20 protein-coding genes are annotated in these 17,818 nt (G+C 35.0%); 9 read left to right on the top strand and 11 right to left on the bottom strand.

Translation table 11 applies throughout. The features are described from left to right. Positions 1-43: 43 nt before the first annotated feature. Positions 44-841 carry a head GIN domain-containing protein gene (locus Q73A0000_RS15020; protein WP_193811735.1) on the top strand — a complete coding sequence of 266 codons (798 nt, stop codon included), beginning with the start codon at positions 44-46 and terminating at the stop codon, positions 839-841. Between the two features lie 266 nt (positions 842-1,107). Here the strand turns inward: Q73A0000_RS15020 and Q73A0000_RS15015 are convergent, their stop codons facing one another. The 3 genes from Q73A0000_RS15015 to Q73A0000_RS15005 are packed head-to-tail and all read right to left on the bottom strand — an operon-like array spanning position 1,108 to position 2,931. After that, complete coding sequence (locus tag Q73A0000_RS15015) at positions 1,108-1,914, bottom strand: TPM domain-containing protein (protein ID WP_193811734.1); 807 nt, start codon at positions 1,912-1,914, stop codon at positions 1,108-1,110. Then, positions 1,895-2,323, bottom strand: coding sequence for a TPM domain-containing protein (locus tag Q73A0000_RS15010; RefSeq protein WP_193811733.1), 429 nt, complete (start codon positions 2,321-2,323; stop codon positions 1,895-1,897). Before Q73A0000_RS15010 ends, Q73A0000_RS15015 begins: the two co-directional genes overlap by 20 nt. Then, positions 2,323-2,931: a LemA family protein gene (locus Q73A0000_RS15005; protein ID WP_193811732.1), complete on the bottom strand. Its 609-nt coding sequence runs from the start codon at positions 2,929-2,931 to the stop codon at positions 2,323-2,325. The genes Q73A0000_RS15010 and Q73A0000_RS15005 overlap by 1 nt, the downstream gene beginning before the upstream one ends. Positions 2,932-3,007: 76 nt before the next feature. Here Q73A0000_RS15005 and Q73A0000_RS15000 point away from each other — a divergent pair, with 76 nt between their 5' ends. Next, complete coding sequence (locus tag Q73A0000_RS15000; protein WP_193811731.1) at positions 3,008-3,505, top strand: dihydrofolate reductase; 498 nt, start codon at positions 3,008-3,010, stop codon at positions 3,503-3,505. Between the two features lie 71 nt (positions 3,506-3,576). Continuing rightward, on the top strand, positions 3,577-4,143 hold the full coding sequence (locus Q73A0000_RS14995; RefSeq protein WP_193811730.1) for a DUF2892 domain-containing protein: 567 nt from the start codon (positions 3,577-3,579) through the stop codon (positions 4,141-4,143). Between the two features lie 470 nt (positions 4,144-4,613). Here Q73A0000_RS14995 and Q73A0000_RS14990 read toward each other — a convergent pair whose 3' ends face one another. From Q73A0000_RS14990 to Q73A0000_RS14980, 3 genes are all read right to left on the bottom strand, one after another. Then, positions 4,614-5,192 (bottom strand): trimeric intracellular cation channel family protein, encoded by a 579-nt coding sequence (locus tag Q73A0000_RS14990; RefSeq protein ID WP_193813741.1) that lies wholly within the window; start codon positions 5,190-5,192, stop codon positions 4,614-4,616. 64 nt (positions 5,193-5,256) lie between these two features. Then, positions 5,257-5,730, bottom strand: a complete 474-nt coding sequence (coaD, locus tag Q73A0000_RS14985; RefSeq protein WP_193811729.1) for a pantetheine-phosphate adenylyltransferase — start codon at positions 5,728-5,730, stop codon at positions 5,257-5,259. Between the two features lie 73 nt (positions 5,731-5,803). Continuing rightward, positions 5,804-6,790: a D-alanine--D-alanine ligase gene (locus tag Q73A0000_RS14980; protein WP_193811728.1), complete on the bottom strand. Its 987-nt coding sequence runs from the start codon at positions 6,788-6,790 to the stop codon at positions 5,804-5,806. 151 nt (positions 6,791-6,941) lie between these two features. Here Q73A0000_RS14980 and lpxK point away from each other — a divergent pair, with 151 nt between their 5' ends. Beyond that, a complete protein-coding gene (gene lpxK / locus Q73A0000_RS14975) occupies positions 6,942-7,967 on the top strand; it encodes a tetraacyldisaccharide 4'-kinase (RefSeq protein WP_193811727.1) in 1,026 nt (341 codons plus the stop codon). Next, on the top strand, positions 7,951-8,769 hold the full coding sequence (locus Q73A0000_RS14970; RefSeq protein WP_193811726.1) for a purine-nucleoside phosphorylase: 819 nt from the start codon (positions 7,951-7,953) through the stop codon (positions 8,767-8,769). Before lpxK ends, Q73A0000_RS14970 begins: the two co-directional genes overlap by 17 nt. Positions 8,770-9,100: 331 nt before the next feature. On the opposite strand, the gene Q73A0000_RS14965 is transcribed toward Q73A0000_RS14970, so the two are convergent. From Q73A0000_RS14965 to Q73A0000_RS14955, 3 genes are read right to left on the bottom strand one after another with little or no spacing between them, the layout of a single operon-like run. Beyond that, a complete protein-coding gene (locus tag Q73A0000_RS14965) occupies positions 9,101-9,868 on the bottom strand; it encodes an NYN domain-containing protein (protein WP_193811725.1) in 768 nt (255 codons plus the stop codon). Between the two features lie 21 nt (positions 9,869-9,889). Further along, positions 9,890-10,189: a type II toxin-antitoxin system RelE/ParE family toxin gene (locus Q73A0000_RS14960; protein WP_193811724.1), complete on the bottom strand. Its 300-nt coding sequence runs from the start codon at positions 10,187-10,189 to the stop codon at positions 9,890-9,892. After that, positions 10,171-10,395 (bottom strand): hypothetical protein, encoded by a 225-nt coding sequence (locus Q73A0000_RS14955; RefSeq protein ID WP_193811723.1) that lies wholly within the window; start codon positions 10,393-10,395, stop codon positions 10,171-10,173. Before Q73A0000_RS14955 ends, Q73A0000_RS14960 begins: the two co-directional genes overlap by 19 nt. A gap of 96 nt (positions 10,396-10,491) precedes the next feature. Here Q73A0000_RS14955 and dinB point away from each other — a divergent pair, with 96 nt between their 5' ends. The 4 genes from dinB (at position 10,492) to Q73A0000_RS14935 (ending at position 15,604) form a co-directional block, all read left to right on the top strand. Continuing rightward, complete coding sequence (dinB, locus tag Q73A0000_RS14950; RefSeq protein ID WP_193811722.1) at positions 10,492-11,580, top strand: DNA polymerase IV; 1,089 nt, start codon at positions 10,492-10,494, stop codon at positions 11,578-11,580. A gap of 260 nt (positions 11,581-11,840) precedes the next feature. Then, entirely contained in the window at positions 11,841-12,515 is a 675-nt protein-coding gene (locus tag Q73A0000_RS14945; RefSeq protein ID WP_193811721.1) for a YceI family protein, read from the top strand. A 267-nt stretch (positions 12,516-12,782) separates the two neighbouring features. Next, complete coding sequence (locus Q73A0000_RS14940; RefSeq protein ID WP_244140754.1) at positions 12,783-14,246, top strand: alpha-amylase; 1,464 nt, start codon at positions 12,783-12,785, stop codon at positions 14,244-14,246. Positions 14,247-14,542: 296 nt separating this feature from the next. After that, positions 14,543-15,604 carry an NAD(P)-dependent alcohol dehydrogenase gene (locus Q73A0000_RS14935; RefSeq protein WP_193811719.1) on the top strand — a complete coding sequence of 354 codons (1,062 nt, stop codon included), beginning with the start codon at positions 14,543-14,545 and terminating at the stop codon, positions 15,602-15,604. A 149-nt stretch (positions 15,605-15,753) separates the two neighbouring features. Here Q73A0000_RS14935 and Q73A0000_RS14930 read toward each other — a convergent pair whose 3' ends face one another. Next, positions 15,754-17,022, bottom strand: a complete 1,269-nt coding sequence (locus tag Q73A0000_RS14930; protein ID WP_193811718.1) for an ectonucleotide pyrophosphatase/phosphodiesterase — start codon at positions 17,020-17,022, stop codon at positions 15,754-15,756. A 134-nt stretch (positions 17,023-17,156) separates the two neighbouring features. Continuing rightward, entirely contained in the window at positions 17,157-17,783 is a 627-nt protein-coding gene (gene coaE / locus Q73A0000_RS14925; RefSeq protein WP_193811717.1) for a dephospho-CoA kinase, read from the bottom strand. Between the last annotated feature and the right edge of the window lie 35 nt (positions 17,784-17,818).

Raw genomic sequence — 17,818 nt, 5'->3', positions numbered from 1 at the left:
TTAGATATATCTTTAACATAATAAAAATCTAATACATCAAACTATGAAAACACTTTACATTTCAGCTTTTGCAGCTGCACTATTTTTAACCTCCTGTAATGCTACAACGGATAATGGTTTCTCTTTTAACATTATGCCAAAAGAAGGAAACGGCGCTTTAACAGACCGGGAATACAAAATGAATTTCGATGAAATTAGAGTTGCACAATCGATTAATGCAGAAGTGGTAAAAGCCAATGAAGAAAAAGTGGTGATTACTGCACCATCAGATATTATCGATGATGTTTTGGTAGAAAATTCGGGAGGTAAACTGTACATCCATTTTAAATCAGGATTGAATATTTCATCAAGAAATGTTTCTGCAAAAATTTTCGCTAAAGATTTCTCAGCAATTAAAGCCAGTTCATCCGCAACAATTACCATTAAAGATAAATTCACGCAGGACAAAACCGACATTGAAGTGTCAAGTTCAGGAACCATTAAAGGCAATCTGGAAGCTAATGATTTATCAATCGATGTATCAAGTTCGGGCACTTATTTAGGAACAGTTTGGGCCATTAATTTAGAATCAAAAGTGAGTTCTTCCGGAGATATTATCATTTCAGGAAAAACGAAAAATGCGAATCTCCGTGCTTCTTCTTCCGGAACTTTGAATGCCCAAAAAGTGATTGCAGAAAACGCAACTGTGGAAGCTTCCAGTTCTGGAGATGTAAGCTTATCGGTTTCCAATCAATTAAACGCATCTGCAAGTTCATCAGCAGGAATTGCAATTACCAAAACTGGAAATCTGAATATCGTTAGTAAGAAAGAAAGTAGTGGTGGAAGTATTTCTATTCAATAAAAAAAACAATCTCATTTATTAAAAATTAAAATCAGCATTCTACGGCTGATTTTTTTGTTAAACATTGAGAAGACAAATTATATTCGTTTGTCTCATTATTACTGAAAATAAGCTTTGGCTAAAGCCAACAAAACTTAGCCGTAATAAAAAAACGGGCTAAAGCCCGTTCCTATTGATTCGTAAAATATTTAATTATAAGAATATATTTTAAATTAAGATAAATTCTCATTTTAGCTCTTTTCACTTTTACCTTGGCTCTTACAACGTTACCAGCCTCCAGAAGCGCCACCACCGCCGAAACTTCCGCCACCGCCGAAGCCACCGAATCCACCGCCGCCTGAACCGCCACCAAATCCGCCGCCGCCGAAACTGCCTGGGAATGGGAAAAATCCGCCGGGATAAATACTTCGTCCTCTTCGGGAAAGAATCACGTCATCGTCATCATTATTGCCGCCGCCACGACCGCCGCCGCCATTTTTAAATAAGAAACTAATGATTAAGAATACAAAAAATGCAATCATAACCATTTGTCCCGGACTCAATCCTTTTTCACTGGAAGTATCTTTAGCAATCGGTTTAAATTTTCCCTGAACCGCATCCATCAAAGCAACTACACCACCGTTAATTCCGTCGTACCATAATCCTTGTTTGAATTTTGGCGTCACGATATAATCCATGATCTGTCCGGCAACCGAAGCAGTTAAATATTGCTCCACCGCACGTCCTTGTTGGATTGACATGGTATGATCTTCAGTCGCAATCAGGAATACAATTCCGTTATCGATTCCTTTCTGACCAATTTTCCATTGCTCACCATACATTGTGGCAAGATAATTCACATCTTCCCCGCCCGTTGTTGGAATAATAATCACTTCAATTTCCGTAGAAGTTGAATCTGAAAACTTGATTAATTTTTGATTGAGTTCGTCTTTCTGAGCTTGAGTCAAAAGTCCGACCTGATCATAAACTGGATAAAGTATTGCCGGCTTTTCTGGAACTTTTTGGGCAAAAACAATAATATTTAAGCCTAATAAAAGAAAAGCTAAAAAGTAGTTACGAGAACGTAATCTCATTGGGAAGTTCATTTGGATTTTCGCCCACAATTGGGAAGTGTTTTTTCAGTTCGATACCTGTTTCTAAAATGGCTTTTTTCAGACCATCGAAATATTTGCCTTTAGAAAATGCAGTGGTAATTTCATCATGCATTTTATTCCAGAAATCTTGGTGAACTTTTTTATGAATGCCTTCATCACCGATAATGGTAAGATATTGCTGTTCAAAATTCACATGAAAAAGCACAGCATTTTTCTCAGCAGTCTGATCTTTGCAAAGTCTTTTGAACACTTCAAAAGCGATCTCTGCATTATTTCCTTCGGTCGTAGAATCAATATGAATTCTAATTTCCCCGCTGGACTGATTTTCTGCTGTTTGAATGGCTTCTACAAGAGAAGCCATTTGATAATCTGTTAGAAAACTATTCATTAGTTGGTAAAAACTTCTGGCGCTTTTTGAGCACCTGCTTCCGCTTTGAAGTATGGTTTTTCTTTGAAATTAGTAAAGTTGGCCAAAATATTATTTGGGAACGTTTTGATTGACGTATTATAATCCTGAGCAGCTTCGTTATAATAAACGGTTTCGCTTCGGATACTGTTTTCAATCGCCGTATATTCTCTCTGGAAATTGATGTATTGTTGGTCTGCTTTCAAATTAGGATAACTTTCTACTACCGCCATCAATCTGCTTAACGCTCCACTTAATTCTCCCTGCGCTGCCTGAAATTTTGCTAAATCCTGCTCGGTCATATTGGTTGGATCTACAGTGATTGAAGTTGCTTTTGAACGCGCTTCGATTACTTTGGTTAAAGTTTCCTGTTCGAATTGCGAATACGCTTTTACGGTACGTTCCAAATTAGGAATCAAGTTCGCACGTTTTTGATAAACGGTTTCAACATTCGACCATTTTGTATTAACCGTCTGTTCTTTAGCAACAAAATTATTGTAGCCATTTTTTCCCCAGAAAAAAACAAGTACGGCAATGACAAGAAGAGCAATACCTATAGTTCCGGCGCTCATACATCCTTTATTTCTCATAGTTTATTATTTTTTTAATTTAATGTGATACCCAAATATACAAATTATGTGCTAAATTTGTAAAAATTTAAATTAAATGATAACAATTGTTGTGGCAATGGGGTTAGACAATGAAATTGGTGCAGACAATCAGTTACTTTGGCATCTTCCAAAAGATTTGAAACATTTTAAAGAACTCACTTCTGAACATCCAATTATCATGGGTCGCAAAACTTATGAAAGCATTGGCAAACCACTTCCCAACCGTACGAATATTGTAGTCAGTAGAAAACAAGACTGGTTCGCAGAAGGAATTTTAATTGTTGGAAGTGTAAAAGAAGCCGTAAAATTTGCCAAGAAAATTGACGAACAAGTTTTCATTATCGGTGGCGGAAATATCTACGAACAAACACTGGATTTGACTGATAAATTAGAAGTAACTTTAGTACAGGCAAAATTAGAAGCGGATACTTTCTTCCCCAAAATCAGTCCAAAAATCTGGAACAAAATAGAAGAGGTTTGTCACGAAAAAGATGAGAATAATGAGTTCGATTTCTGTTTCCAAACCTACGAGAGAAAAGTCAAATTAGTCTAGAATTTAAGAATTCTACAGTTGACTTCTATTTTCCACACAAATTATTATCTTTGCACCACTAAAATTGAACAATGAATAAATACATAAAATTCGTCATCACTGCAATAATGATTGCTTTCGGAGTTTACCTGATGATGAACAGAAATATTGGCTGGGGAATCGTGGTGGTTATTTTATCCGCTATTCCTGTTTTACTTTTTTTCAAAAACGAATATATCTTACTGGCATTTTGGTTTTTGAGAAAACAAAATATGGTAAAAGCTGCGAGTTGGCTGACTAAAATCACCAATTACAAATCACAATTGCACAAGACTCAATATGGTTATTTCCATTATTTACAAGGACTTACTTTAGCTCAGGACAATCCTTCGAAAGTAGAGCCATTCATGAGAAAAGCCTTGGAATATGGTTTAAATATGAAACATGACCGCGCAATGGCCACTTTGAATATTGCAGCTGGAGCAATGCAAAAAGGAAGACGCCAAGAAGCGAAAAACTTACTGGAAGAAGCTAAGAAATTAGATGCCGCCGGAATGATGACTGACCAGATTAAAATGCTGAAAGATCAGTTGAAAATGCCATCAATGCAGAAACACATGCATAATCCAAATATGCGAAACAGAGGGAAATTCTCTTAATAGAAGAGCAATTATTTAAGGTAGTTAATGAAAGGAAGTCCGAATTAGTTCGGGCTTTTTTTGTGGAAAGAAGTGAGCGCCGAAAATAATGACACTATTTATAAGTATTAATTAGTCTTATTTTGGAAAAAACAATGCCACGAATGCACGAATATTAAAAATTAAATATTCGTGCATTCGTGGCATAAAATAAATAAACAATTCAATCAAAATTTAAAATCTTTGACACGGTTGTTTTAAATCATTTTATAAATACAATTAGTACTATTTCTTAATTTGAGACTGGTTGTAAATGCGATTCTCTTTATGTTAGAATCACGAAATGGTTTTGGGGAATTTTGAAAAAACAAATTGAATGACATTTTAGCCCCGATCGGAACGACATCCCCGCCTCGGCGGGATATAGTGGAGAGCGGGACCGAAACTTCTAAGAAGCACAAATCTATTTGCTCCTGAAAAAACATAATCTTTTACATTTCCGTATTGTTATCGATACCGTAAAACTTCGGAATCTGCCATTGGTATTTGACGGCGAGCGTTCTAATAACAACGATTAGAAGGATTGTGAAAATCTGCACCAGTGCATAAGAAAGCGTCGTATAATTTACTAAAGCGATAAAGATTCCGCCGCCAACAATACAGGCGGTTGCATAAATTTCTTTTCGGAAAATTAAGGGAATTCTGTTCAATAAAATATCACGGCTGATTCCTCCAAAACAACCGGTGATCGTTCCTAAAGTGATACAAATTATAGGATGCAAATCGGCACTCATTCCTTTTTGAATTCCGACAATGGTAAATAATCCCAACCCAAAACTGTCAAACAGGAATAGGGTGACTTTAAATTTTTTCTCTAGCGATTTGAAGATCATCGACACGATACAGGTGATGAAAATTACGCTACAAATGACCATGTCGTGCATCCAGAAAACCGGAACATTTAATAATAAATCACGAATTGTCCCGCCTCCAACGGAAGTTACAAAGGCGATAATGAGTACACCAAAAGGATCCAATCGTTTTTGCATCGCAGCAAAACTGCCCGACATTGCAAAAGCAACCGTACCCAAAATCTCGATGGCTAGTGTAAAGTTTTCCTGTACTTGCAATTATTTATTTTTTAAGTTGAACGCGAACTGCTTCTGGAACTAGGATTTCATAATTACCATTGAAGGTAATAATCTCGCGAACAATACTGCTGCTGATAAATGACTTCCCGGAAGATGTTAGTAAAAATATCGTTTCAATCTGATTGTCTTTTGTCAATTCTCTATTAGTTTGTGCAATCGCTTTTTCAAATTCAAAATCGGCAGGATTTCGGAGACCACGCAAGATGAAATTTACATTTTTGCTGTGACAGTAATCTACGGTTAATCCTTCAAAATGATCCACTTCGATATTAGGGAATTTTTCAAATGACTTGCGGATAAATTCCATTCTTTGCTCTAAAGAAAACATATATTTCTTCTGTGAGTTCTGTCCGATCGCAATAATAATTTTATCGAATAAAGGATAAGCCCTTTCGACAATATCATAATGACCAAGCGTGATAGGATCGAATGAACCCGGGAAAACTGCAACTCTCATAAATGATTTTAGATTTTGAATTATAAATTTTAGATGAAAATAATTTTTAAATCTAAAATAGAAAAGTTTTTATTTATTTTTTCGCTAAGGCTTTTTCGACTTCATTTCCGCACAAATCTTTAATGGAAATTCCATAAATTTTTGCCTGTTGCGGAAGAATTGAAGCTGGTGAAAATCCAGGATTGGTATTCATTTCAAGCATGTAAGGAATTCCGTTCATAATGATGAATTCACTTCTTGAGAAGCCGCTCATTCCTAAGGCTTCGTAAGCCCGTTTCGAAATCTCTTCAACTCTTTTACGAGTTTCGTCATCTATTCTGGCTGGTGTAATTTCTTCCGAAGCTCCTTCGTATTTGGCTTCATAATCGAAAAATTCTTTGAAAGGTACAATTTCAGTAATTCCCAAAACAATTGTTTCATTGTTAAAATCAACAACGCCGACAGAAACTTCCATTCCATCAAGGAAACTTTCAATTAAAATTTCTTCATCTTCTGCAAAAGCAAATTCCAAAGCTTTCTTTAATTCTGATTGTTGTTTTACTTTTGAAATCCCTAAAGAGGAGCCAGACTGATTCGGTTTTACAAAAAGAGGCAAGCCTAATTCTTTGATAATTTGATCTTCATTAATTTCTTCACCATGTCTTAAATAAATACTTTTCGCTGATGGAATTCCGTATTTTGAAAGTACGGCTAAAGTATCTTTTTTATTAAAAGTTAAGGCACTTTGATAGAAATCGCAACCGGTATATTTTTGTCCGATGGTATTCCAATACGCTTGAAGTTCGCCATTTTCGCCAGGTCGTCCGTGAATAATATTAAAGCAGGCATCAAACTTTACTTTAAATCCACTGCTTAAACTTACAGAAAAATCAGCTTTATTAATGGATGATTTTTCACCACGATCATCGAGGAAATACCATTCCTCTTTAAGAATGACCACTTTATACACATTATAAAGATCACGATCCAGCGAATCGAAAATTAATTGACCACTTTTTAGGGAAACTTTATATTCGTCAGAATATCCGCCCATCACCACGGCGACATTTTTTTTGCTCATGAGGTAAAACTATGGAAGCAAAATTAAGCAAATTGTTTAAAAACCACGGTTATAATTAGAAAATTTATATCATTCATTAAAAATAAGAAAGTGATAAAAATGAGGTTTTTACTATTTCCTTTACTCGTAAAAAAACGTAATTTTGTCAGCTATGAAAAGATGGTACCTCTACCCTTTTTCCCTAGGTTATCATTTGGCAACTGCCATTAGAAATGTAATGTATGACTGGGGAATCTATAAATCGACCACATTTAAAACTCCGATAATTAATGTCGGAAATCTCTCCGTGGGTGGCAGCGGAAAATCGCCTATGGTGATGTATATCGCAGATTTACTATCCAAGCATTACCGAACAGGAGTATTATCCCGTGGTTATGGACGAGTAACTAAAGGTTACGGAATCACGAATTACGACAGCAATTACAAAACCGTTGGTGATGAAGCGATGCAACTTTTTGAACGCTACAAAAACCGTTTTGTTATTGGCGTTTCTGAAGAAAGGGTTCCTGGTGCAAAAAAGATGATTGGCGATATGGATTTGAACGTCTTATTATTAGACGACGCTTATCAACACCGAGCCATAAAACCTGGGTTTAATATTCTGATGACGGATTATAATGATCCATATTTCAAAGATTTTCTTTTACCTGCTGGAGATTTACGTGAAAGCAGAAGTGGAGCAAGACGCGCTCAGATTATTATGGTTTCTAAATGCCCGGAAGATTTAACCGACGAGAAAAAGCAATATTACATTTCGAGAATCAAACCTCAACATTACCAAAAAGTTTTCTTTTCGAGTATTGGTTATGATGAAAATGTTTATTCAAGAAACAAAATGCTTCCTGATAATAATCTGGACTACTACGATATTTTGTTAATTACCGGAATTGCAAACCCGAAACCTTTGTTGAAACATCTGGCTCGTTTTTCTCAAAAAGTAAAACATTTAAAGTTCCGCGATCATCACAATTTTACGGATCAGGATATTAAAAATATCATTGCAGAATATAAGAAACTCGGCGAATATAAACTCATTCTTACTACTGAAAAAGACTATGTAAGACTGAAAACTTTTGATTACCTTAGAGATCTTGTATACTATTGGCCTATCAATGTGAACATCGACAGAAAGGAAGATTTTAATCAAATCATATTAGATTATGTTAGAAAAAATTAAAGAGACTGCAAGTTTTATCAAAAACATTATTCTGGACACTCCTGATTTTGCAATCGTTTTAGGTTCAGGTTTAGGAAAACTAAAAGATGAAGTAGAACCGATTCACATTTTAGAATATCCCGAAATTCCCAATTTCCCTCAAACAACCGTTGCGGGACATGGCGGACAATTAATCTACGGAATACTTGAAGGTAAAAAAGTATTGATGATGAGTGGCCGATTTCATTATTATGAAGGTCACGATATCCAAACCGTTGTTTTCCCTTTCAGAGTTTTTCATTTATTAGGAATTAAAAATTTAATTTTATCAAATGCTGCCGGTGGTGTACATCCGGACTTTAATGTTGCTGATGTAATGATTATAAATGATCACATCAACATGATGCCGGAACATCCATTGCGTGGTAAAAATATAGATGAAATGGGCCCACGATTTGTGGATATGAGCGAGCCTTACAATAAAAAAATGATTGAAGTCGCTGCAAACGTTGCCAAAGATTTAGGCATCAAAGCGCATCAAGGTTGTTATGTCGCTTTACAAGGTCCAACTTTCGAAACTCCGGCTGAATATGGAATGATTCGCGCCATCGGTGGAGACGCTGTTGGAATGAGCACCGTTCCTGAAGTGATTATCGCTAAACATCAGGGAATGGATTGTTTCGGAATTTCCATTATTACCGATGTTGGCGGACCGGAAATCGCTTTCACCGTTTCTCACGAAGAAGTTTTGCAAGCTGCTGATAAAGCAATGCCGAACGTTATTAAAATTGTGAAAGGCTTAGTGAAAAATTACAACGCCTAATTTTTTTAAAAATATAAATAGAGAAACGCATCTTTTTGGGATGCGTTTCTTTTGTTTTAAAATATTGATAACTATCTTAAAAACTTAAGTTTAAAAATGAATGAAAATAAACCATTAAGCTTTCAATTAAGAAGTGAAGAGCATTAAGATTCCCGTCGGAAATTATAAAACTTTCAATATCTGTATTTACTCCCGCGGATCTAGGTGATTTAGCAGATCATTAATTACAATTTATCATTTGAATTAATCTGCTAAATCTGCGAGAACTATAAATCGAATTATTTTCAAAAAACGTGAAATAAAAATCTTCGAAAGATTACATTTCATCTCATTATTTTACTTTCACATAAATATGTCTGATATTGTTCACGCCGGTTTCACGTTCATCAATTTCAATCTTACCGATACTTTTAATTAAAGGTAATAGTTTTGGGAAACCGAAATTTCGCGGATCAAAGTCAGGTTTCTTTTTAATAATAAAACTGCCTAAGTTTCCTAGAAAAGTCCAACCATCTTCGTCGCCTAAATCGTTGATACTTTCTGTGATCAATTTAATGGTTCTGCCATCAACTTTACTAAGTGGCTCTTTTTTGCGTTTTTGTTTCTCCGTTTTCTTACTTACTGTATTTTCGGACCCCTTTTCAGAATCTTTATCAGAATCTTCTGTATCATTTAATATTTCCAGATAAATAAATTTATCGCAGGCAGAGATAAAAGGTTTCGGTGTTTTCTTTTCGCCAAATCCCATCACCATCATTCCCGCTTCTCGAAGTCTTGTCGCCAATCTAGTGAAATCACTGTCACTGGAAACGATACAAAACCCCGTTACTTTTTCAGAATATAAAATATCCATCGCATCAATAATCAAGGCACTGTCACTGGAGTTTTTTCCCGTCGTGTAACTATATTGTTGGATTGGTGTAATTGCGTTTTCTAAAAGAACATTCTTCCAGCCTGAAACTGTTGGTTTCGTCCAATCGGCATAAATTCTTTTAATTGTCGGAGTTCCATTTTTGGAAATTTCCTCCAACATTTCTTTCACATTTTTATAGGGAACATTGTCCGCGTCGATGAGGACAGCTAATTTATCGTCGGTCATATTATTTATCTATTTACAATTTTATTTTAGTGGAATAGTGTTGTCGTCTCTTCTTCCATCCCAAAGAGATAACACTTTAATTTGTTTTATATCAAATTCATAGAAAAGAAGATAATCTCGAACAATTTTCACTCGCACATTTCCAAAGTCTGTTTTTCGACCAATTTTTGGATTGTCAGAAATTTGTTTTAAAGTATTTATGAATAGTTTATTCAATTTAATACTATAGGATTTAGATTTATTTCTATTAATCCAATACACAAGAATCTCCTTCCTTTCAAAGTTGGCTTCTTTTGTCCAATTTATTTTTCTTGTAGCCACTTTTCAATTTCGGTATTTGCTTCTTCTTCTGAAAGAACAGTATCATTTTTGGCTTTAATTAGTCTCTCTTTTTGCAAAGAAGAAACTTCAAAAACACCTTCATCTAATTCAAAATCTAAAAGTTTTTGAATCTCTTCAATAATCCAAATTTCTTTTAAGTTGGTAATTTTATTGATTAAATCTAATTTAATTTCAGCCGTGCTCATTGTGTTGCAATTTATTTCAAATTTACAAATTCTAAGTTATATGAAACTCCTATGCAACAATCTTTAAAGTTCAATATCATTCCTTAATTTTACGCAATGCAATCTGACCGAAAAATAATTCATGTTGATATGGATGCGTTCTACGCTTCTGTGGAGCAACACGATAATCCCGAACTCCGCGGAAAACCTTTGGCCGTAGGTGGTGGAATGCATGGCGTGGTTGCAGCTGCAAGTTATGAAGCCAGAAAATTCGGAATCCGTTCTGCGATGCCTGGAAAAATTGCTTTAGAAAAATGCCCGCATTTAATTGTTGTTAAACCTCGTTTTGCTCGATACAAAGAAATTTCACAACAGATTAGAAAAATCTTTTATGAGTTCACCGATTTGGTCGAACCGCTTTCTTTAGATGAAGCCTATCTTGATGTTACTGAAAACAAAAAAGGAATTGAATCTGCACAGGAAATTGCACGACAAATAAGAAGCAGAATTTTCGAAGAAACTGGCCTTACTGCTTCTGCTGGAATTTCGGTGAATAAATTTCTGGCAAAAGTCGCGTCTGATTATCGCAAACCTAATGGACAGAAATCTATTCATCCGACTCAGATTTTGGAATTCATGGAAAAACTTCCAATTGAAAAATTCTACGGGATCGGAAAAGTGACGGCCAACAAAATGCATGAACTTCACATTTACACCGGAAAAGAATTAAAGGAAAAATCACTGGAAGAATTAACCCGCCTTTTCGGAAAATCAGGAAATTATTATTACAATGTCGTGAGAGGAATTCATCACAGCGAAGTAAAACCTCATCGCATCCAAAAAAGTGTAGCGGTTGAAGAAACCTTCTGGGAAAATCTTTTGGATGAAGAGTCTGTTTTTAAGCAATTACAAATTATCAGCGAAGAATTAGAAGGACGCCTTTCTAAAAAAGAAATTAAAGGAAAATCTTTAACACTGAAAATTAAATATAAAGATTTCACGGTTTACACCAGAAGTAAAACGCAGGAAGTTTATTTTGATAATGCTCAGGATTTCTACGAAACTGCACAGAAACTTTGGGAACTTCGCCCTTTTGACAAACCCGTTCGATTGCTGGGTTTGTCACTTTCTAATTTAAATACTCAGGAAAAAAAACAGATTTCGGTACAGCTGAAAATTCCCTTTGAGGAATTTGATCTGGATTAGATCCCGAAATAAAGAATATTATAAAAATTAAATAATTGCCATACTGATGTAAAACCGCCACATCAACTTTAAAAAAAATTAAAGGTCAAAATTCATTAATAGTAAAGATTAATATTTCATAACGTATTCTGTATACGATAACGATTTGCTATCCTCCAACTTAAACTTTACGAAATTATCTGACACTTCTTATCATAAGTCAATATTTGCCTCGGTTATCTGCTTTATTTTTGCACCTAGATAACAATTAATATTATACAATGAAAAAATTATCAATTCTGGCGCTTTCTGCTGCTCTTGCTGTAGTATCATGTAAGGAATCAAAAACGGACATGGCTACCTCTACAACGGAACAAACCGTTGCTCAACATACCGCGGAAACATTTAACGTGAATACAGACAGCAGCATGGTAAATTGGACTGCTTACCACAAAGGAGGTTTAAACCCAAGATTCGGAACAACTAAAACGACCGGTTTATTTTCTGTAGACAACGGAAATCTTATCTCAGGCAGCCTGGTTTCTGACATCAACTCTTTAACTACTGATCCAACCGCGGTAGATCCAGCCATCACTGACGGTAAAACAGCTGCTGATCTTGATATGCATTTGAAAAGCGCAGACTTCTTTGATGTGGAAAAATATCCAAGTGTGAAATTCGATATTACTAAAGTTGAAGATCTTCCTGCAGGTACAGAGAGTAAAGTGGAAGGAGCTAACAAACAGGTTAGCGGAAACCTTACCATCAAAGACAAAACAGTAAATGTTACTTTCCCGGCGAAAGTTGAAGTGACTAACGATAAAGTAAGTTTAGTGTCCAAATTCACCATCAACAGACAGGATTGGGGCTTAGCGTACGGTGCTGAAGGCGATCCGAAAGACTGGATGATTTCTCAGGAAGTTAATCTTGGACTGAATATTGTTGCAAACAAATAGTTTTTTTTAATAGTTTTATTATTTTTTAAGCCGCTTTTGTGCGGCTTTTTTATTATAATAATCGACAAGATGTCATTAGCTCGCCCCCTTCTGAATTAGCGTTTATTTTATTTTATGGCGGTATTTCTTAAAAAAGATATTCAAAATTTAAAAAACAGTGTCTTTAAAACGAACTTTCATTCTTAACAAAAAAGAATACCTATTTCTTTATGATTTCGGGACGGTTTTTGCTCCTCCATTTCAAAATCTATAAAAATGAACCCAACCATGATTCAATTTTTCCATTGGTATTCCGATGGAAATTCCCAATTGTATGATCAGATTAAAAATTCAACGTCTTATTTAAAGGAATTAGGAATTTCAGCCGTTTGGTTTCCACCTGCTTACAAAGGTGCTGGCGGCGGTTATTCCGTAGGTTACGATCCTTACGATTTATTCGACTTAGGAGAATTTGACCAAAAAGGAACGATTCCCACAAAATACGGAACAAAAGAACAATATCTTACCGCTTGTAAAACTTTACAGGAAAATGGCATTTCTATTATCGCCGATATTGTCCTCAATCATAAAGCTGGTGGCGACGAAAAAGAAAAATTTCATGCGGTAAAAGTAAATCCTGAAAACCGTCAGGAAAACATATCTGAACCTTTTGAAATAGAATCTTATACCAAATTTACCTTTCCGGGAAGAGGAGAAAAATACTCCAATTTTAAATGGAACTTTCATTGCTTTTCAGGAGTTGATTTTGCTGAAGGTCAGGAAGAAGGAATCTACCAAATCATCAATGATCACGGCGAAGGTTGGGAAGAAATGATTTCTGATGAAAAGGGAAATTACGATTATCTAATGTATAATGACATCGACCAAAGAAATCCTTTCGTGCGCGAAGAACTCAATAATTGGGGAAAATGGTATCATGACCAAATCCATTTTGACGGTGTTCGTTTGGATGCTGTGAAACATCAATCTCCCGAATTTTACAAGGAATGGCTTTATAATCTGCGAGCGAATACTGGAAAAAATATTTTTGCAGTTGGTGAATATTGGGCTCCAGGAGAATTGCCACTTTTAGAAAAATATATTGAGGCGACAGAAGGTTCAATGAGTTTATTTGACTCTTCGTTACAGCATAATTTTCATGTTGCTTCTTTGGCAGGCGCAGAATATGATTTAAGAAAAATCTTTGACGAAACTTTAACTTTAGCCAATCCACTTTTATCGGTTTCTTTGGTTGATAATCATGATACGCAGCCCTTACAAGAATTGGAAGCGCCTGTTGAAAAATGGTTTAAACCTTTAGCGTATGCTTTAATTTTATTACGAAAAGATGGTTATCCCTGTATTTTCTATCCTGATTTATTTGGTGCCCATTATACCGATAAGGATAAAGAAGGAAATGATCAGGAAATATTTTTAGATAAAGTGGAAAAGATTGAAGAATTATTGAAAGCCCGAAAATATTTTGCTTACGGAAATCAGCGGGATTATTTTGAAGATGCGAATTGTCTTGGCTGGATTCGTGAAGGTGATGGCGAACACAAAGGCTGTGCAGTTGTTCTCAGCAATAAAGATGCTTACGACAAACCAATGGAAATAGGAACGCAATATGCGGGACAAACTTTTTATGATTTTCTTGGTTGGTTTCAGGATAAAATTATCATTGACGAAAACGGCTGGGGAAATTTCCCAGTTCCGGCTGGAAATGTTTCAGTTTGGGTTCCTGAGAATTAAAAAATATTAAACACAAATTATACTAATAATTTCACAGATCACTATTTCAATTATCTCTACATAGAACGCTCGAAAAGTTTCGAGATATAAATTTCACTATTCAAACTATTAGATTTTAAATTTCTGCTATTTGTTTAAAAAAATCAGTGTCATTTGTGTTAAAAAAAGTAATTGAAATAAAGACTAAAAACCTGTTTTTAAAGTAAAATTTAAGACTTCTCAATCTTTATTTAGGATTTCATTAACATACTATCTTTACTTAACCCACTATCTTTGTTTAACTAAAAATTAAAAAAATGAGCGATAATCTTCATATAAAAGCATTTGGCACAGCATCGAAAGATGATGATTTAAAAGCAATGACCATCGAACGACGCGAGGTAAAACCAAAGGATATCGAAATTGAAATTTTATATTGTGGCGTTTGTCACAGTGATTTGCATACGGCAAGAAATGATTGGGGTGGCACAAAATACCCAGCTGTTCCGGGACACGAAATCGTAGGTAGAATTACGAAAATTGGTGATGATGTTACCAAATTCAAAGTTGGTGATTTAGCTGGCGTAGGTTGTTTAGTAGATTCTTGCAAAGAATGTGAAAGTTGCAAACAGGATTTAGAACAGTATTGTTTGAATGGTTCAACCGGAACTTATAATGGAAAAGATAAATATTTGAACCAACAGACTTTTGGCGGTTACTCAGAAAAGATTATCGTTACTGAAGATTTCGTTTTAAAAATTCCTGAAAATTTAGACTTAAAAGCAATTGCTCCATTACTCTGTGCAGGAATTACAACTTGGTCTCCATTGAAACACTGGAACGTAAAAGAAGGAAGTAAAGTAGCAGTTGTCGGATTAGGAGGATTGGGACATATGGCCATAAAACTGGCAAAAGGTTTGGGTGCAGAAGTGACTTTAATTTCAAGAAGTCCGGATAAAATTCAAGATGGATTAGACTTGGGAGCAGACGCTGTGGTGATTTCAACCTACGAAAATGAGATGAAAGCAGCAGCTGGAAAATTCGATTTAATTATCGATACCGTTCCTTATGACCACGACATTAATCCTTATATTTCTACCTTAAATATCAGCGGAACTTTAGTTTTAGTAGGATTTATTGGTAAGATGGAAGAAGCTCTTTTATCTGTACCAATGGTTTTAGGAAGAAGATCGGTAGCTGGTTCACTGATTGGTGGAATTAAAGAAACTCAGGAAATGCTTGATTTCTGTGGCGAACATAATATCTTACCAGAAATCGAAATGATTAATATGCAAGACATTAATGAAGCATACGAAAGAATGCTGAAAAGCGATGTCAGATATCGTTTTGTAATTGATATGCAATCTTTGAAAAACTAGAAATTTATTTTTTTTTAAAACCACAAAGTTTTTATCTTTTTTAAAGTGAAAATCATACTTTTAAAAAGTTCATAAAGTACATCTCGTATTAAACTGACTTTTTAATAACAAAAAAAATCCGGTTGAATTAATTCAGCCGGATTTTTTGATTATTTTCTGAGAACTTCTTTCGCAACTTTTTGAGTTCCATCAATTGGTTCGGTCATTTTCAAATTTAAAATATCGGTAACAATTGGATAGACATTTACATTTTGAAACTCTCCTATTTTTTTATCTTGTTTAAACGCTGGACCAAAAGCAATAAAAGTAGCTTTCATTTCAGGAACTTCGTACGGACTATAACCGTGTTTTCCCGCGGAAGTCTTTTTGCCCTTTTCTAAAAATATTTTTGGCGCTTTCGGAATCAATATAATTTGCCCAATTCGATTATATCGATCGTCTTTCGGTGAAAAGTTTAATTTTTTCGGAAATTTCTTGTCGAGGAAAACATCGTAATCAGTAGTTTTATTTTTCTTTAGCTCTTTATAAACAGACTTTACTTCCTCCGGATTTTTCACCACAACTCTTAGTAAAGTTTGCGAATTATAAAAATCGAAACGGTTTTTATCAAAAAGAATCTCCGGAATCGCAATTGGCTTTTCAAGATCTACTTTGATCATTCCATGATCGGCTACGAAAATATAATTCACATTTTTCAATCCCAACTGATTTACTTTCTCTACTAAATTCCCCACCGCGCTATCAATTAAATGAACCGCTTTTTCTGTTTCCGCAGTGTCTGGGCCGAAATGATGTCCTGCCCCATCAACTTCCGGAAAATACAACGTAATAAAGTGCGGTCTTTTATCTTCTGGTAATTTTAACCAATCAATCACTTTATCTACTTTTTCATCAGGTGAAAACTTTTCGTGGTAATGGTAATAGTAAGTTGGTCTTTCTCCACCAGCATCACTTGCAGAACCCACCCACATCATCGATGCAGAAAGCATTCCTTGTTTTTCGGCTAAAGTCCAAAGAGGTATTCCGCCGTACCACGTTCCGTCTTCCGCATTTTCTTTACTGCTCATTTTGTAGAATTCTTTCTTTTGATAATCGTAGAAGAAATTATCAATCAAACCATGATGTGCAGGATATAAACCGGTAACTAAACTCCAATGATTTGGGAAAGTAATTGACGGATAACTGGGTAACATAGCAGTTGCTGAAACTCCTGTTTTTGCTAATTTTAAAAGATTCTCCGCCTTATATTTATCAGCATAGTCATACCGAAAGCCATCGGCCGAAATTAAAATAACATAAGGTTTGGAAATCGCTTCAACAGAATTCACCCTATTAGGAGTGACAACTTGCGCTGTATCAGTTTGTGAGAAAACTACAAAATAACTTAAAATTAAAAGAAGGGAAATAAATTTTTTCATAAAATTAGAATAACAACAAAGTTATTGAAAATTATAAGATTAAAATTTTAGAAACGCTACAAACATTATTAAATTAAATCAAAAAAACCTGAATTCAAACGAATTCAGGTTTTATATTTTGGTGGAAACTCTAATTATAAAGACTCAATCTCAGCCAGTACTTTTTTAGTTTCGGCTTTAAGTTCTTCCAAACCTTCATTATTAAAAATAACAAAATCAGCCAATTTCACTTTATCTTTTTCCGGCATTTGTCGCAACATAATTGTTTCAACTTCTCGGTAGGTTTTGTTGTCGCGATCCATTACTCTTTTCAGTCGGCAGTTATCATCCGCAGTAACTAGAACAGATTTGTAGCAAGTTTTATTTAATTTTAATTCAAATAAAAGCGCAGTTTCTTTAAATACAAAATCAGTTGTTTGCTGAGCAACCCAGTTTTCAAAATCAATTCTCACCGCAGGATGAATCAATGAATTCAATTTCAATAATAATTCTTCATTATTAAATACAATTTCGGCAACATATTTCCGGTCGTATAAATCATCTTCATCATAGGCATTTTCGCCTAGAAGTTCTTTGATGAGTTGCTGAAGATGCTGGTTATCATTGACAATGTTTTTCGCACGAATATCGGAGTAGTAAACAGGATAGCCTGCTTCTTCGATATATTTCGATACGGTTGACTTTCCGGAGCCAATTCCTCCGGTTATTCCAATAATCTTTGTTCTGACCCTGGGTTCGGGTTCAGGTTCGTCTTCTATCATAACTTTATTTTAATTTTTCTATTTTTTATAATTAA

Origin of the sequence: Kaistella flava (ex Peng et al. 2021), from assembly GCF_015191005.1 — a bacterium.
GTDB classification, from domain to species: domain Bacteria; phylum Bacteroidota; class Bacteroidia; order Flavobacteriales; family Weeksellaceae; genus Kaistella; species Kaistella flava.
The sequence above is the reverse complement of the archived record's forward strand: the minus strand, read 5'-3'. Positions and strand labels throughout refer to the sequence as shown.

Excerpts from the sequence above, each read along its gene's own strand:
- Q73A0000_RS15020 (WP_193811735.1), top strand. The coding sequence starts at position 44 with ATGAAAACACTTTACATTTCAGCTTTTGCAGCTGCACTATTTTTAACC.
- Q73A0000_RS15015 (WP_193811734.1), bottom strand. The coding sequence starts at position 1,914 with ATGAGATTACGTTCTCGTAACTACTTTTTAGCTTTTCTTTTATTAGGC.
- Q73A0000_RS15010 (WP_193811733.1), bottom strand. The coding sequence starts at position 2,323 with ATGAATAGTTTTCTAACAGATTATCAAATGGCTTCTCTTGTAGAAGCC.
- Q73A0000_RS15005 (WP_193811732.1), bottom strand. The coding sequence starts at position 2,931 with ATGAGAAATAAAGGATGTATGAGCGCCGGAACTATAGGTATTGCTCTT.
- Q73A0000_RS15000 (WP_193811731.1), top strand. The coding sequence starts at position 3,008 with ATGATAACAATTGTTGTGGCAATGGGGTTAGACAATGAAATTGGTGCA.
- Q73A0000_RS14995 (WP_193811730.1), top strand. The coding sequence starts at position 3,577 with ATGAATAAATACATAAAATTCGTCATCACTGCAATAATGATTGCTTTC.
- Q73A0000_RS14990 (WP_193813741.1), bottom strand. The coding sequence starts at position 5,192 with ATGTCGGGCAGTTTTGCTGCGATGCAAAAACGATTGGATCCTTTTGGT.
- coaD (WP_193811729.1), bottom strand. The coding sequence starts at position 5,730 with ATGAGAGTTGCAGTTTTCCCGGGTTCATTCGATCCTATCACGCTTGGT.
- Q73A0000_RS14980 (WP_193811728.1), bottom strand. The coding sequence starts at position 6,790 with ATGAGCAAAAAAAATGTCGCCGTGGTGATGGGCGGATATTCTGACGAA.
- lpxK (WP_193811727.1), top strand. The coding sequence starts at position 6,942 with ATGAAAAGATGGTACCTCTACCCTTTTTCCCTAGGTTATCATTTGGCA.
- Q73A0000_RS14970 (WP_193811726.1), top strand. The coding sequence starts at position 7,951 with ATGTTAGAAAAAATTAAAGAGACTGCAAGTTTTATCAAAAACATTATT.
- Q73A0000_RS14965 (WP_193811725.1), bottom strand. The coding sequence starts at position 9,868 with ATGACCGACGATAAATTAGCTGTCCTCATCGACGCGGACAATGTTCCC.
- Q73A0000_RS14955 (WP_193811723.1), bottom strand. The coding sequence starts at position 10,395 with ATGAGCACGGCTGAAATTAAATTAGATTTAATCAATAAAATTACCAAC.
- dinB (WP_193811722.1), top strand. The coding sequence starts at position 10,492 with ATGCAATCTGACCGAAAAATAATTCATGTTGATATGGATGCGTTCTAC.
- Q73A0000_RS14945 (WP_193811721.1), top strand. The coding sequence starts at position 11,841 with ATGAAAAAATTATCAATTCTGGCGCTTTCTGCTGCTCTTGCTGTAGTA.
- Q73A0000_RS14940 (WP_244140754.1), top strand. The coding sequence starts at position 12,783 with ATGATTCAATTTTTCCATTGGTATTCCGATGGAAATTCCCAATTGTAT.
- Q73A0000_RS14935 (WP_193811719.1), top strand. The coding sequence starts at position 14,543 with ATGAGCGATAATCTTCATATAAAAGCATTTGGCACAGCATCGAAAGAT.
- Q73A0000_RS14930 (WP_193811718.1), bottom strand. The coding sequence starts at position 17,022 with ATGAAAAAATTTATTTCCCTTCTTTTAATTTTAAGTTATTTTGTAGTT.
- coaE (WP_193811717.1), bottom strand. The coding sequence starts at position 17,783 with ATGATAGAAGACGAACCTGAACCCGAACCCAGGGTCAGAACAAAGATT.